Source organism: Paenibacillus oryzisoli (assembly GCF_050467285.1).
GTDB lineage: Bacteria > Bacillota > Bacilli > Paenibacillales > NBRC-103111 > Paenibacillus_E > Paenibacillus_E oryzisoli_A.
In genome coordinates this window covers 439,289-455,159 of sequence record NZ_JBCMUN010000006.1, presented here as the reverse complement: position 1 = coordinate 455,159, position 15,871 = coordinate 439,289, and the positions used below count along the sequence as shown (strand labels likewise).

Here is a 15,871-nt window from a genome sequence, read left to right as displayed (position 1 = left end):
GATGAATTGCCTTCCTTGCTTCCTGGAAATGACCGATCTCACCCCCTTTCCGGTTACCCTTTTACAGCCCCCATAGACAGTCCTTTTACCAGATACTTCTGGACAAACAGCGTGAAAATCAATGGCGGAATCACGGATAAAACGATAGAAGCCGCCACATCCCCCCAACGGATGCCATAGGCTTGGATAAATAACGTCGATCCGACCGTTACGGTCGTTGCTTTCATATCACTGAGGATGCGAACGAACAAGAAGTCATTCCAACTGAAGATAAACGTAAGGATCGCCGCTGCCGCCGCTCCCGGAGCGATCAGCGGGAGGATAACCCTTGCAAGCATGCTGTACACCGAACAACCATCCATCATGGCAGCTTCTTCAATTTCTTTGGGTAGTTCCTGAACAAATCCGACCAACAACATTAAGGTGAGCGGGATGTTCATCAAAGCGGCCACCCAGATGAGCCCGATTTTTGTATCTAACAAATGGAGATACTGAAACATCATGTAATAGGGAATGGCGAACACAATGGGAGGCAGTAATCGTAAAGAAATAACGAATGGGAAAAAGCGTTTAATCCCCACTCTCATCCGAACCATGACGTAGGCGGCCGGAATACATACCCCAATCGTCACAATGCTAGCAAAGAAGGATATGACAAAGCTGTTTAGGAAAAAGGTACCGAACGGGTAGCCCGATTTATAGAATACGTTATTGAAATGTTCAAACGTTGGTAGGAATACCCACTTTGGAGGAAATGAAGCAATATCCTGCTCCGCCTTCAAGGATGTTATGATGGCAAGCAGTAACGGGGAAATCAAGATGACGATACTACCGATGAGTACCAGGGCAAATGCTATTCTTTTTAGACTGTTCATCTTACTGCCCTTCCTTTTTCAAAACATATTTCATGGCCAGCGAGAGCGGGAACGCGAGAATGAGAGACAGAAGAAGACTTGCCGCCGCCGCTCCCCCTAAGTCCCCATCCAAGAAGGCCTTCTTGTAGATAAACATACTCACACTCGTGGTTGATTCACCTGGACCGCCATTTGTCAGCACATAAATCATGTCATAAATTTTAAAAGCATCGATCCCTCGCAAAAATGCGGCTGTGGCAATGCTCGGAACTAGCATGGGTAACGTAATCGTGAAAAACGCCTGAACTGGAGAAGCCCCGTCTATATGGGAGGCTTCATAGATGTCCTCGGGGATTGTCGTTAACCCCGCATAAATGATAATGAATACAAATGGAATCCACTGCAAAGCGTCGATGGCAATGAGCGTTGTATTCACCCATTCCGGGTCAAACGGATTTTGGTCAATGCCGATCATTTTCAAGTAGTACGGGATAATCCCTACAAATTCATTCAGACCTAACCGAAAAATTAGGGCAAATAACGAAGGCGCTACCATCATCGGCAGCAGAATCAAGCTCGTTGAAATCCCCTTTCCCTTGAAACTCCGGTTCATTAGTACAGCAAGACCAATGCCCAGTATGATTTCAACGAGAGTGGCAAGCACAGAAAATTTCAAGCTGTAAAAAACGGAATGATAGAAACTCGGGTTCGTCAACATGTTGATGTAATTATCCATACCTACGAACGGTCTCCGAGTGTCGGATAGATGAACGCCAAACAAGCTGGCGTAGTAAGAATACAAGGTGGGGAAGGCCACAAGGGCCAACACCACAAGAGCTAATGGAGTGATTAATATGTAGCTGTCTCTTCGACGCATGCCTACCATAGCTTATTTTCCTACTTTCTGGTTAACTTCCGTATTCGCCTGTTTCAGCGCATTATCTACACTAACCTGGCCTGCCCAAGCAGCAGAAAAATTCTTAGCGAGAATTTCAAGAACAGGGTTTACATTCGCGCTCGTATCTTCGACGAATCCATACTTATCGACATGCTCAGCAATGACAGGGAACTCAGGACGTTCAGCTTTCATCCCCTTAAGAATACTTTTCACCGATGGAATGCCACCATTTTGGGCGTAGATTTTTTGCGCAGCTTCTGTGGAAAGGTATTTCAACCATTTCACCGCAGCGTCTTGGTGCTTGGACGATTTGTTCAGACCGACAGCGAGTACGTGAACATGGGTTTTATGCTGGTCGCCCGGGATCGGTGCTAGACCTACTTTATCGAAAATCGTTGGATTCTTGGACTTATCTGACAATTCATGATAGGCAGCGCTCCATTGCAAGATCAATGCTGCCTTGCCGGTTTGGAAAGCTTGGTTCGTTTCGGGGTATTCAAAGGTGGAAGAAGAAGCAGGCGTCAAATCATTCTTAAAAATATCGGAATAGACCGAAAGCGCTTTCTTGGCAGCATCATTTCCAAAATTCGCTTTACCATCATCGGTATACCAGCTGCCGCCGAAAGAGTACAGGACATCATCCCAGATCATAATGTTATAAATCAGATTCTTTGCTGGCAGCGCTGTGCCATATTCGGTTGGAGAATCGGCGTTGTACTTTTTCGTAAAGAACGCTGCGGTAGCTTTGAAATCATCCCAATTCCAATCGTCCGGTTTTTTCGGCGACAATTCCTTGCCTACGATTTGCTGACTGATTTGTTTATACTTCGCTTGCCATGCAGCATCGCTAAGCAGTTTGTCGACCAAATCCTTCCGGTAGTACATGAATTGGTTAGACACATCCATTGGTACGCCGTACACATGCCCATCGCTTTTCAAAGAATCTACGGTCGTGCCTATAAAGACTTTCAATCCGTCGCCTAATTTATCTTCAAGCGGCACTAAGCTCTGGTTCTGTTCCCCCACTTTGTAAGTGGCTGTCATATAAACGTCAATATCACTGTTGCTAGCTGACATCATCGTGGCTTCCTTTTCCCAGAAGCCCTCTCTCGGGGCGGGAGCCATTTTGACTTCTACGCCATCTTTTTTCCCTTGATCGCTATTGTAAGCTGCAATCACCTTCGTTATCGCATCGCTTTCCGGTCCTGGCCAATACAGCATATTGACGACTTCCGACTGAGCCGGGCCTTTCCCCGTAGATTGGGCATCGCCTTTCTGAGCAGCATTGTTCGAGCTGCATGCCGTCAATCCCATCGCAACCGCACCTGTTACAAGAATAGTTACTGATTTTTTCAATTTGTTTGACATTTTAGAATCCCCCTTTAGTTAGTAAACTTCCAGCTCCCATAATCATGGCGTGTCCACCCAAGCTTGAAAATGCAATCTCCAGCGCCTCATATGCCGCTGATTGTAAATATCTCTTTAGAAGAGTGTCCAGAACGTTCGCATATGCCACCAATTCTTTAGCCAATCCTCCCCCTAGAATAATTCGCTGAGGATTCATGATGTTAGCGATCGATGAAATTCCATAGACCAAGTCCTCTAAATATTGTGCAAGCAATAAAGAGGCTGGCTGCCCCAAATTTTTCAAATCGTTAAAAAAGTCGTAGGCTGTGACGGTATGCCCGACCAACTCTTCATAACGCTTACCAAGCGCTTCACCGGACACGTAGGCTTCCAAGCACCCCTGATTTCCGCATGGGCAGTGGCGCCCGCCCGCCTTCAGAATCATATGTCCGACTTCTCCTGCACAGCCGCTGGCTCCACGATACAGTTGTCCATCTGTAACCATGGCTCCGCCTACCCCAGTGCCCAAAGCCACACATACAAAATTCGCAATCCCTTTGCCGAAACCATAATGCAGTTCGCCTATCGCCATGGCTTGCACATCATTGACGACGCGAACAGGAAGGCCAGTCGCTTTGTGCAGGGCTTGCTCCAGGTCTGTTCCGGCCCACCCAGGGAATGTCTCGGTTGAGGATAGAATTTCCCCGCCCAATCCGACTTGACCAGCAGCCCCAATGCCTATCCCCATCACTTCTTTGGTATTGAACTGGTGTATTAACGTAATAATCTGAGACACCACATGAGAGCCGCCTCGAGCTGCCTCCGTCGGAAACTCTTTGACATTTGAAACGCTTCCATCTTGATCAACCAAGCCACCTCTTATCTTGGTTCCCCCAACGTCGATCCCTAAGGCTGAGCTCATGTGCGACTCTCCCATTTAATAAATTTTGTTTAATACAGATTTTGTCGTCTTCTCCCTGTTCTTTTCAAAGCTTTCCTTCATGTTAAGAGAAAGTGCACTGCATAGAATATCAATAGCATGGAGCTGGGCGATCTTTGAAGACAACGCCCCTGTCTTCTGAGGATCTTCCTTGGCTGAGATCAACAACACGTTATCGGATATCTTCGTGATGGGAGAACGAGCAAAGTGCGTAATGCTAACGATCGTCGCTCCCGCTTCTTTAGCTAACACGAGACAATCGATCGTATCCTTCGTGCTGCCGGAGACGGATAGGCCGATAGCCACATCCCCGGGACCGAGCGTTGACGCCGACATGGCTTGCAAATGAGAGTCCATAATCGCCTCGACAAACACCCCGAAGTGAAGAAACTTGTATTTTGCATCCAGACTGGTCACGCCCGATGAACCGACACCAAAGAAATGGATTTTGCGGGCACTTGTTAACACATCTACAACTTTGCGAAGCTGATCGATATCCAGGATGGCCGTTGTATCTTGGATGGCCTGTAGGCTAGTCAGAGCTAATTTCTGTTTAATGGCTGAAAGCGGATCCAACACTTCATTCTCAATATTCGCTAATTCCATATTCGTAAGGGACGTATGAGCTGATTCTTTTGCTAGCGAGAATTTAAACTCCTGAAAGCTCTTGAAGCCAATACTCCGGCAAAATCGAAGAACGGTCGTTTCCCCGACATTTGCTTTTTCCGCCAGATCGGTAACAGAACCAAAAATTAATTGATCATTTTCCTTCAGAACAATCTCTGCTACTTTTCGCTCCGCTTTTGTCAACGCTTTCAAATAACTCTGAATATGAATGATCATATTGCTCATGGTGTAGGTCGTCCTTTCAATTTCTGTACAAACCACGCGGTAATCAACTGCGGTCGGGTAATGGCAGACCCCACGACGACGGACCATACGCCTTTGTCATAGCAAGCAATCATCTCATCCGGATTTCGGATATTCCCTTCCGCGATGACGGGAACACTTATGCGCCCCACTAATTGTTCCATGAGCACATAATCAGGCGCTTCTATAGGCTTCGTATAGGACGTATACCCTGACAACGTTGTTCCCACGGCGTCCGCCCCATAATCCGTCGCGGCAATCCCTTCCTCTAAGGTGGCGATATCCGCCATGAGTCGTGTTTTGGGGAAAAGTTTCTTGATTTCCTCCAAAAGCATACGCGTCGTCTTACCATCCGGACGGATGCGATAGGTTGCGTCTACGGCAACAATCTCTGCGCCGGCTTCCACGACTTCTTCCACCTCTTTCAGCGTGGGCGTAATAAACACATCCTGATTGGGATATGTGCGCTTTACAAGTCCGATAATAGGAAGGTCAACAGCCTTTTTGATTCCTCTAATATCCGAGCCGCTGTTCGCGCGAATCCCCACAGCTCCGCCTTGTTTAGCTGCAATAGCCATCTTGATCATGGTATCCGGTCCATACAGCGGCTCATTTTCCAACGCCTGACAAGAAACAATCAATCCGCCTCGTATTTTCTCGAAAACAGCATGATTCATGCTACACCTCCTCCATAATTGGTATGATGGCGCGATCTTTGCGACTTCATAAAAAAGGAGATATTTCCCTATAACTTTAAAAAAAGAGGATATATTCTCCATTTTCACCGAAAAAAAATAAAGGGAAAATTAGCTTCATGACGGATACATCGGATTGAATACCTCTCAGCGGAGTATCCTACGTTTTCTGATCTATCTCCGCTTTTCAGACCAAAGCGAATAGCCTAACCAGACCAACCCTAGGCCCATCGGAACGGCTGCCACCCGCCCGATCTCGTGCGGGAGCACCGCAGCGGCCAGGGAGGCCACGGCCCCAAAGGCTAGTAAGCCAGCTGCCCACCGTGATAAAATGCCAGCGCGATACGTTGCGATGCCAAACAGCAGACCTCCGAGTAAATACGCTATCGCCGATATGGGTCCCACGGCAACTAGTGCGCCGAGGTCAGACTTGCTGCCTGCTCCGCTTGAAAGTCCCAAGAATCCTTCCACAAACATCGGTGCATCCGTCGTCAGCAATGGCAAGATCAAAGCTTCGATGAAGGTAAGGGCCGTTAGCAGGACAAACTCGAGGCTGAACAAAAGATAACCGACTACACCAAGCCACCCGGTATGTTCCATCTGTCTGACAAAAATCCCCGTAATGCCGACCAGAGCGAGTATCCCCATGGCGATGCTTAAATAATGGGCAAGTGTCCAGGCGCTGGTATTCACCGATGAAAGAATGTCAGCCGGATGGATCATCTGGATCACGATGAATAAGATCCCTGCCAACATCGCTGCTACACCTGACCAACGAATGAGGTTAGGGGCTGTAAGATTGTTTTTGCCTACTGAATAGCGATTCGTATTCATCGATTTGTCTCCTCTTTCTTATGAAGCATGCCATCATCATACTTTGCTTCTCTGTCCTCTCATCCCTTACGATACAAGTTGGTGCAGAGAGCCGCATCACCACAAGTGGTGATTTCGTGTGGTGATTTATTTGCATAAAAAAAATCCCCACCACTGGTCGTTATACTGACCAGTGATGAGGATGCGGGCTCGCTAGAACAATGCCAACTCTTCCGCCCGACGGACTGCAGCCCTGCGGCTATTCACCTCAAGCTTGCTGTAAATATTCTTAGTGTGAGTGCGCAAGGTGTTCAGAGAAACATGGAGTTCACCGGCAATTTCCGGGCCGCTTAATTCCGTTCGGAATAAGAGGAGAACCTCCAGCTCTCGAACGCTCAGCGGCTCGTTAAGCAGCTGCCTAGTCGTCTCTTTACTTACGGGGAGGACACTGGCGCTTAAAAGCCGAGGGATATACGTCGTAAGCGCTCCCTGCTCCAAGACAGCTTTCAACAGGGGGACCAGAGGCTCCCCCTCGTCCACAAAAATACGTACGTAACCCGCTGATTCGGCAAGGGTCAAGGCGCGTTCCAGCGCCACAACTGCAGCAGGAATATCGCCTTGCATATCGCACACCAGCGCCTGCAAAATCAGGACTTCGATGACGCTCCCCGTCCTCCCTCCTTTTTCCGCTGCATGGAGCAGGCGCCGAAGAAATTGTTCAATCTCGGTGATCGAGCGGCTCCTGCGGTCGCGCTTGTATTGGGCGAGCAGCACCCTCGTCAACGTGATGTGCTCGAATTCGCGAAGATAGGAAAGATTATCCTTGGCGGATAGGGTCTGTTCCTGTGCCCAGTCGAGGGCATCATCCACCTTCCCCTGTTTGATCCACACCCGTGCCTTCAAAGCCGAGGCCGGACGCACATTGGGGAAAAAGTCACTTTTAAACAGCCGCTCCGCCTTTTGGAGAAGGGGGAGCGCAGCATTCAGATCGCCTTTTGCCTCCAATAATTGAGCCATCGCGACGTGCCAGCGATAACTGTTGTCCAGCTTGCCGGTACGCTCTCTCAGTTCCTTGCTCACCTCCAGGTGATGCGCAGCGGCTTGAAGATCATTGTACTCGCAATAGAGCCCGCTCATTCCAATATGAATATCGACGGTTCCCCGCAGCAAAGTCTCGCCATGCTCCTCAGCAAGGAGTAATCCCCGCTCATAGACACGCATCGCCTGACGCAGCTTGCCTTGTGAAATCCGGATATCCGCCAAAGCGATGGTGCCCCCGATAGCGTCCGAAAGGTTGCCGGCAAGCTGGACGCCAGCCATCCCCTCGGCAAACATGCGATACGCGGTTTCGAGATCACCGCTCGTCCATGCCGCCAGTCCCAGAAGCGCTAGGGCTGCACCGCGCCGAAGATGATCTCCTTCCGGCACAAGCTCGATCACCCGCTGGGCGTAGTGAATAGCTCCCGGGATATCCCCCATCACCTGGGAACGGGCGGCACGATATCCGGCAATGGTACCCGGGAGATGATGAAATTCTTCCCCATCCACAATAACCATTTCAGTTATGTTCGCTTGAATGTCTGGGGTAGATGTCAGCCAGCGTTCGGCATCTAGGAGCCGCCGCTCCACGGCCATGAACTCCCCGCCGACCATTAACGCCCACGCATATGCTACACTTAAGACAGGCCTGCAGCGTATTAACGCATCGGGCAGGCGCTTCAGCCACCCCAATGTAACAAGCCCTTGTTGAAGCCTCCTCATCTCGGGCCAAGCAAGCTCGATCAGATCCGCCGCTCGTGCGAAATCATTGGCGGCTAATGCGTGGCGAATCGCATCAGTCGTCGAGCCATGCTGCTCGAACCACAAGCTGGCACGCCTATGCAGCTCGGCTGCCGCATCCGCATGATTCGCTTTTAAATGTGTATAAAGCACCTGGGCAAAGAGATGATGAAAGCGATACCAATGACGTTTGTCATCCAGCCGAATAACAAAGAAGTTGCCCTTTTCCAGCGCCTCCAACTGCACGCTGCCATCCCCCTGACCGGTAACGGCATCGCACAGGGGACCCGACAATCGGTCAAGTATGGAGGTTTGAAGCAGGAAGTTCCGGATCGATTCCGGCTGCCGACGTAGGACTTCTTCGACCAGGTAGTCGACGATGTACCGGTTGTCTCCAGCGAATGCATGGATGAATCGGGGAATGTTCTCGAGTCCCCGCATCGAGAGCGCCGCCAGCTGAAGCCCGGCGATCCAGCCTTCGGTACGGCTCTCCAACGCAGCTATGTCATCTGCCGAGAGAGCCAAGCTCATCACCTGGCTGAAGAATTCGGCTGCCTCGCTGGTAGAAAAGCGCAGGTCTGCGGCACGCAATTCAGTCAAGTCGCCGTGTGCGCGTAACCGGCTCAGCGATAGCTGCGGATCTTCACGGGTCGCGATGACCAGATGCATCTGCCGCGGCAGATTATCCAGCAGAAAGGCAAGCGCATCGTTGACGGGTTTGCTGCTTATGACATGAAAATCGTCTAGAACCAGAATGAATGTGTACGTGAGAGCTGAGATTTTATTGAGGAGAATCGTTAACGTCGATTCGGCTGACAGAGGCTGTTGGGATTCGCTTGCATCCAACACGCCTTCTCCGATCTCCTCGGCAATCGTTCTCAGCGCAGCGATAACATACGTCAGAAAACTGGATACTTCGTTATCCCCTTCATCCAAGGACAGCCAGGCGACAGCACGATCACATCCGGCAATCCATTCACTTACCAGCGTAGTCTTACCATAACCGGCGGAGGCAGAAATGAGGGTTACCTTGCGATCCAACCCCCTATTCAGCCGTTCAATCAGCCGCGGTCGAAGAACCGCTAAAGACCGGAGGAGGGGGATGTACAGCTTCGTCATTAATATCGGCCTATTCATACTTTGAACTCATTCCCCATTCTCTATCGGCTCATATTCATTAGAATAACTTGAATGACTGTTTTTCACCACTACAAGTTACGGATGGATCGGCCTGAATACCAGAAAAAAAATTAGCTTCCTGAAAGGAAGCTAATTTTACCGTACAGCTTTCAAAACAGATGATTTCTTGTATGCTGATTGGCTCCTGGCAGCTGCTCAACTTAAGCCAAATGACGCTCCAATTGCAGCACCTCAATACCTGCCAGCAAAACAATCCCGATACCATGCGTATCGTTCAACAGCCAGGACAGATCATCCTTATAGTAGCCGACGCTATAGGAGTAGCCCGAACCACGACATACTCCGTACACATTGCCGAATTTATCGATGGAGATGCGGGCCATGCCGCTCCACCCCTTATGAATGGCCGCAATGTATTTCGCTGTATCTGTGATCCAGCCGTACCTGACACCGCGGGCAAAAGCATACACAAACATTGAGGTGCACGAGGTTTCCTCATAAGAAGCCGGCTCGGTCAGCACTTGGTGCCACAGGCCGTTCTCCCCTTGCAAGCGCAAGTAGCCTTCGCACAGCTCATTGAAGAAGGCCAGCAGCTCCAGGCGATGCGGATGCCCTTCCGGTAATACAGCCAACAACTCCGATAAGGAAAAAATAACCCAGCCGTTGCCGCGGCCCCAAGCGATTTTCGTCGGTTTGTCGATGCCGAAATCATAAACATGAGACATGATTTGCAGCTCAGGCATGTATAATTTTTTCTTGAATTGGATGAACTGATTCGCCGCATCCTCCAGATATCCAATTTCGCCGGTCCGCTGGAAGCAGCGGCACAAGTACGGCACGCTCATGTACAAGTCATCGCACCACAGCGTAGCGTTCGGGAAATCGACGTGCTTCGGCTTCCGATACAACGAGCCGTCAGGCAGCCGATCTTGTCGGTTGCTGATGTAGTCGGCGATCACGTCTGCAATTCGCTCGGCGCCTCGCAGCGGCTGATTTTGCAGTGCAAGCAGCATCGTTGCGCCGAACGAGCCGCAGTCATCCAGACTGTCCAGCGTAGCCAGGGTGTTCAGCACCCCGGAGGCGCCATACTTGGCTTTATCCCAATTGGCGTAGGTATAAAGCCGCGTGCATGTCTCCACATGCTTGTACACATACTGAAGCAAATCGTCGCGTCCGAGCAGCTTTCCCGTCTGAAGCATCCCGTACAGCGTCACGCCGAGCGGGTAGTTCCACTTGCCGAACAACGCATTTTCCGTGAACGGACGAACCCACGTGTTCGGCTGATCCAGCCGCCAGAACGTGCCGCCCGCCTGCGTCTCCACCAAGCCAGACAGCGAATCTTCCACATCCGGCATCGCTTCCTCAGCTGCAAAAGGCCCTACATACAGCCACGCATCCTTCGCCCCATGGACAGGATAAGGCTCGGCAAGCTGTATCCCTGCCGGCAGCGGTTCCAGGCGAAAGCCTGCGCTCCCGTGCTCGCCATAGCTTTGAATGACAAGATTGTGCGTGCCGTACCCAAGCTGCAGCTCCACACGGAAGGCGCCGGCCTTGTCAACGTTTGCCCGCAATTCCCCATTCACGTGGATGGCGAGCTTGCCTTCGGCTATCCCTGCCAATTCCACGCTGCGCAGCTCCTGCGAGAACGAGCGCAGCTTCGTCCATGCAAGGGCGTACTCGCCGTTCAGCTCACCAAAAATGCGAGCCACCGGATTCTTGGTTATCGCCTCCTCCCCCCATGCCAGCTTCGGGTACCAGACGATGCCGCGATCCGATTCCGTGCTTTCCTCACCCGGGAGCTCGCTCCAATCATGATCCTGCGGCGCAGTGTAGATCCAGCCTTCGTGTCCGAACCGCTCGGGGGAAGGCGCCAGAAAATGAACCGGGTTGCTCTTATATGAACCTGGTCCCAGAGAGCCGCCACAGCCCGCTTCCGTTTTGGTAAACTGGAACACCAAGTGGTTCCAGCCTTTCCGCATTCCGATCGTAACAACCGTTCTTCGTTTCGGATTCAATTCATCCGCGATATTCGCTTTATAAATAAGCTCACCGTTCGCATACAGCAGCAGCGGCCCGTAGCAATGTAAAATAAAGGAGAGTGGCGTTTCTACGTCACTCCAATATTTCGACCAAGCGTAGACAAGCTGGCCGTTCTGAATCTCCGGAAACCGCCGAACAAAATCAAAATCATAACTGTAATCGTGCTTCTTCAGAATGCCATCGGCACTAAAGACCCGATACGCCATCGGGTGAGGCGGGTTGTTCCCTACATAGCGGTCGGCGATCGTTGCCAAAATCTCGCTTACACGGTCTCCGCATTTCGTATATATACTTTCATTCCTATCCATATAACGCTCAGTCATGCGTGCTCTCTCTCCCCTTCAATGAAGAAAGAGGCGGAGTCCCCCCGCCCCTTGCCATCCTGTTTATTTCGCTGCCCCGCCGCTGCGTTTTTGATACGCATCTGTCATTTCTTGGCTCATGGTTGCCAAGTCAGGGTCATTTTTCTCTTTCGCCACGAAGTCATCCCACGCGGAAATCGGCTCACGCCCCAAAATAATTTTGGTTTTCAAATCCTGCACTTTTTTCTCGAATTCCGGCAGCAGCTTCTGCGCCGTCGGCGAGTACAGCCCGATGCTGATATCCGCGACAGACGTTTTGGCACGCTCATCCTGAATTTTCATAAACAAATCGTTAGCTTCTTTCGGGAAGTACACTTTCGTCGAGCTGGCGTAAGGGTCCGCGACATAAACGATTTGGTTAAAATCAGGACCGTTATCTTTGGCCAATTGTTCGGTATTGATCACTTTTTGACCGTCTTTAACGGTATAGTCGACGCCTTCAATGCCGTATTGCTGAATGGCGAACACGTCATCGGTCATCCAAGTATCGACCATTTTCAGGATACGCTTCATTTTCGCTTCAGGCACAGACTTGGGAATGGCCAGCATGCCGGAGAAGCCAGGGCCTTTCGGGTTGTAGCCGTTCATGTTGGTCAGCGGGTAGAAATCGGTCGGCTTCATATTCGGGTCAATTTTCTTAAGTTGTTCATAGTGATCGTTCATCGTGCCGGCTTTATCCATGATAATGCCCGCTTTCCCACCGTTGAACAGATCGGAAGCCTGAGATAGCTTGAGCGATGCGAAATCTTCCGGAAGCAGCTTGTCTTTGTACATTTTCGCCAAGTATTCGATGGATTGACGTGTTTCCGGCAGCATCGCAGTATTGATGATTTTACCGTCAACCAGCTTCCATTTGTCATTCTTCACGTTCGCGCCGGTAAAGCTGTTCTCGATCATGGCCAGTGTGCCCATATCGGCCGGAGGCGTCATGTAAGCGGCAACCGGTGTCGTGTCGTTCTTGCCGTTCTTATCCGGATCTTTCTCCGCAAAGGCTTTCATAACGTCGTACAGTTCGTCGGTTGTCGTCGGTACTTTGAGGCCCAGATTGTCGAGCCAGTCCTTGCGGATGATAAAGAAAGAATCGGCTTCCGCCGGACGCGGGCGCGGAATGCCGTAGTTTTTGCCGTCCTGCATTTTCGTCAGGTCCCAAGCGGTTTGGGAAATCTTAGAATTCAAGTTTGGGTAGTCTTTAATATAAGGCGTTAAATCCCAGAAAGCGCCTTGCGTAACTGCGTTCCGGAATACGGAAGTAAACGGATCGTTAATCGTGATCAAATCCGGAATGTCGCCGGAAGCGAGCGTCACGTTCAGTTTATCCGTATAGTTGTTGCCGGACACCCATTGAATTTTCATTTTAGAATTCGTTGCCTTTTCAATAGCCTGCTTAATCTTGTTATCATCCGCCGCAGGCGATGGTGTGAGCAAAATCGTCATAATGCTGACATCAAGCGGCCCTTCATTGCCGCCTGCCGCGCTGTTTCCCGCAGTGCTCTTGTTTCCGCACGCCGCCATGACACTGGAAAGCGCCAGCATAAGCACCATGGAACCTAGGATTGCTTTTTTGCTTTTTCTTACTTGCATGTGAGATCCTCCCTTGTTATGAACTTCTGCGTATCCAACGCTCCACTGGAGCACAAGGTAGACATTAGTACATCCCGCTTTGATCGACAATCGGACTTTTTTGTACCGCCATTTCGGCACCTTTAGGACTATCTTGCAGCTTGCACTTCGATGCAAACTGCCGAAAAACCCTTATTCCGCGCGGTTTAGCTCGCGAAATTGACTTGGCGTAATGCCTTCGTACTTTTTGAACAGCCGATTGAAGTAACTATGCTGATAACCGACGGATTCGGCCACTTCATTGATCTTCATATCCGTTTCAACAAGCAGCGCCTTCGCGTTGCCAATGCGAATATTCGTTAAGAAATCGATGAAATTGATGCCGGTAATCTGCTTGAATGCCCGGCTTAACGTGTACGGACTGGTACCGAATAAATCTGCGCACGATTCCAGCGACAGCGGTGTCATGTATTGCTCACGCAAATGGACGATGACCTGCTCGATGATCTGCTTGAAGTGATAATCCTGCCGCGAAATCATCTCCTGAACAAAGACGCCAATCACCTTGTGCTGGAACCATTTGAGCATCTGCTCCGGTTCTTTAATCTGCGCAAGCTGCTCGAATAAGTTCACACTGCCAAACAACTGTACCGGATTCATCCCGGATTGCAAAGAAGCATACCGGATGCTGCCCAGCAGTTGAAGCATGCCTTGCTGAAGCATAAATTCCGTGGATCCGTTGGCAGCCAACTCCTGCATGAACTGACCGATAAGCAAGGTGGCTTCAGACTCCTGACCGTTGCGGATGGCATGAATGATTTCCTTATCCAAGGTGAACGGATAACCCGTTTCCTTATAGACATCCAGCTTCGAAAGCTGATCTGTCTTAATAATCTGATTCTCGTCGAGCAGATCCCGGTAGACCAACGCTTGCTTCACTTCCTCAAACAGATGTGGAATTTGTTTCACGTTGTGAACCCATTTACTGACTGATATCGTAACTTGCATTTTTAAAATCCGATTGATCGCACGAATAATCTCTTGACACACCTGTTCCAAATCCTCATCCAGCCAGGTCGATGGATGGGAGGAAGGGAACGACAGCAGAATCCCGATGGAAAAGTTGTGGAAATTGATAATTTCCGCCTGCTCATACTGGCTCTTGATCAACTCGTCGATAATGTTGGACGCCGCGAACGTCACAAGGCTTTCATCCCCCGGAGAAAATCTCCCTTCGAGATTGGCAAAACCCGTCAATTGAAACATCAGCGCGACCAATTGGCGATTTTCCGTTTCCCAACCATATCGCTTCATTCGCTCCTTTAAATCGTTCTCTTGCAAGGAGATGAGATACCCCTGTGCCAACTGCAGAAAGAAACCTTCCCGCAGAAGCGGCATTTGCTCCTCAAGCTTGTGACGCATCGTTTCGGTTTGCTGGGACATCATCTGCCACTGCTTCTCGATCATCGCAAACTCGTCTTTGATCTCTTCGTTCTTCTCACCGGAAAACAGCGTTAACAGCCGCTGAACTGGATGATAGATACGGCGAGACACGAACCACGATAGGAGCAGCGCAATTAGCAGCCCTGTGACGCTAATAATCAGAATCCATTTGGAAATAGAAACGACCGGCGCGGTAATGGACGATAGCGGCGCAGCGGAAATATACACCCACTTTTGACCCAATCGGTTAAAATGGCCGTACGAGACGGAATACGAAACTTTGTTATACATGAATAGAAAAGACTCCGGCTTGGCGTCTTTCACAGCTGCTTCCCCGAGCTCGGCTTGATGCTCTGCGTAAGCCTTCTTCAGCGCAAGATCGAGCTCGGATCCGCCAGGGCCGCTGCTCGACAAATTCCATGCATCTTTATCATTGAACAGCATCGTGACTCCCTCATCATAGGGAGTCAGCGTTTTCAGCACCTTCAACAGGTTATCTTCATTCAATGTGGCAACAAGAGCACCGAAGGGCTCGGTGCTGTCGCCAGGGATTTTATTTACAATGGCAAGTCCCTGCTTGCCGGAGCCTTTGGGCGTCGTAAGCGTCCAGAACATGGATTTCTCATGCCCAAGCAACGTCTCGTAGCTTTCGATATCAGCCTGAGCACTGAGAAATTTGTACCGTTCTGTTGTAAACACAAGCGGTCGAGGCTTGTCCAGAAACAGCTCTACCTTCTGCAGAAAAGGATGTGCGCTCTCCAGCGTCAACAGCGTTCGGTACATATCCTGAACGGTATCGTAGTTATAAGCGAAATTAATCGTTTTCAGTTTCTCGTCGAATTTGGAATCGAACGCCCAGTGAGACACCGTCATTTCCAAAAAAGCCAGCTGATCGTCAATGTTGCCGGCCCGGTTTGAAATTTGATTCTGGTGCAGCCCCTGCAGTTCTTTTTCCACATTATGGGTTGCGATCCAATAGATGCTCAGACCGATAATCAGCCCGGGGATGCTCGCCATAAGAAGAACCATGACAAGGCTTTTCCGGAAAAAACGCTTATTATATTTATATTTCTGAATATAGCCAAGTGCATGCTGATAGATGCCAGTCAAGATGCTCACCTTCCAATCAC

At 50.0% G+C, this 15,871-nt stretch carries 11 protein-coding genes; all 11 read right to left on the bottom strand.

What is annotated here, in order from left to right; genetic code table 11:
• Positions 1-53: 53 nt before the first annotated feature.
• On the bottom strand, positions 54-875 hold the full coding sequence (locus ABE504_RS10900; RefSeq protein ID WP_430088031.1) for a carbohydrate ABC transporter permease: 822 nt from the start codon (positions 873-875) through the stop codon (positions 54-56).
• A 1-nt stretch (position 876) separates the two neighbouring features.
• Complete coding sequence (locus ABE504_RS10895) at positions 877-1,740, bottom strand: carbohydrate ABC transporter permease (RefSeq protein ID WP_430088029.1); 864 nt, start codon at positions 1,738-1,740, stop codon at positions 877-879.
• A gap of 3 nt (positions 1,741-1,743) precedes the next feature.
• A complete protein-coding gene (locus tag ABE504_RS10890; protein WP_430088027.1) occupies positions 1,744-3,120 on the bottom strand; it encodes an ABC transporter substrate-binding protein in 1,377 nt (458 codons plus the stop codon).
• 1 nt (position 3,121) lies between these two features.
• Entirely contained in the window at positions 3,122-4,021 is a 900-nt protein-coding gene (locus ABE504_RS10885; protein WP_430088025.1) for an ROK family protein, read from the bottom strand.
• Positions 4,022-4,036: 15 nt separating this feature from the next.
• A complete protein-coding gene (locus ABE504_RS10880; protein WP_430088023.1) occupies positions 4,037-4,891 on the bottom strand; it encodes a MurR/RpiR family transcriptional regulator in 855 nt (284 codons plus the stop codon).
• Positions 4,888-5,586 carry an N-acetylmannosamine-6-phosphate 2-epimerase gene (locus ABE504_RS10875; RefSeq protein WP_430088021.1) on the bottom strand — a complete coding sequence of 233 codons (699 nt, stop codon included), beginning with the start codon at positions 5,584-5,586 and terminating at the stop codon, positions 4,888-4,890. The genes ABE504_RS10880 and ABE504_RS10875 overlap by 4 nt, the downstream gene beginning before the upstream one ends.
• A gap of 192 nt (positions 5,587-5,778) precedes the next feature.
• Positions 5,779-6,438 carry a hypothetical protein gene (locus ABE504_RS10870; protein WP_430088019.1) on the bottom strand — a complete coding sequence of 220 codons (660 nt, stop codon included), beginning with the start codon at positions 6,436-6,438 and terminating at the stop codon, positions 5,779-5,781.
• 192 nt (positions 6,439-6,630) lie between these two features.
• Positions 6,631-9,333 (bottom strand): LuxR C-terminal-related transcriptional regulator, encoded by a 2,703-nt coding sequence (locus tag ABE504_RS10865; protein WP_430088018.1) that lies wholly within the window; start codon positions 9,331-9,333, stop codon positions 6,631-6,633.
• Between the two features lie 203 nt (positions 9,334-9,536).
• Complete coding sequence (locus ABE504_RS10860) at positions 9,537-11,699, bottom strand: glycoside hydrolase family 88/105 protein (protein ID WP_430088016.1); 2,163 nt, start codon at positions 11,697-11,699, stop codon at positions 9,537-9,539.
• A gap of 63 nt (positions 11,700-11,762) precedes the next feature.
• The gene (locus ABE504_RS10855; RefSeq protein WP_430088014.1) at positions 11,763-13,319 is read right to left on the bottom strand and encodes an extracellular solute-binding protein; all 1,557 of its coding nucleotides are present in this window, start codon (positions 13,317-13,319) and stop codon (positions 11,763-11,765) included.
• A gap of 171 nt (positions 13,320-13,490) precedes the next feature.
• A complete protein-coding gene (locus ABE504_RS10850) occupies positions 13,491-15,860 on the bottom strand; it encodes a helix-turn-helix domain-containing protein (RefSeq protein WP_430088012.1) in 2,370 nt (789 codons plus the stop codon).
• Between the last annotated feature and the right edge of the window lie 11 nt (positions 15,861-15,871).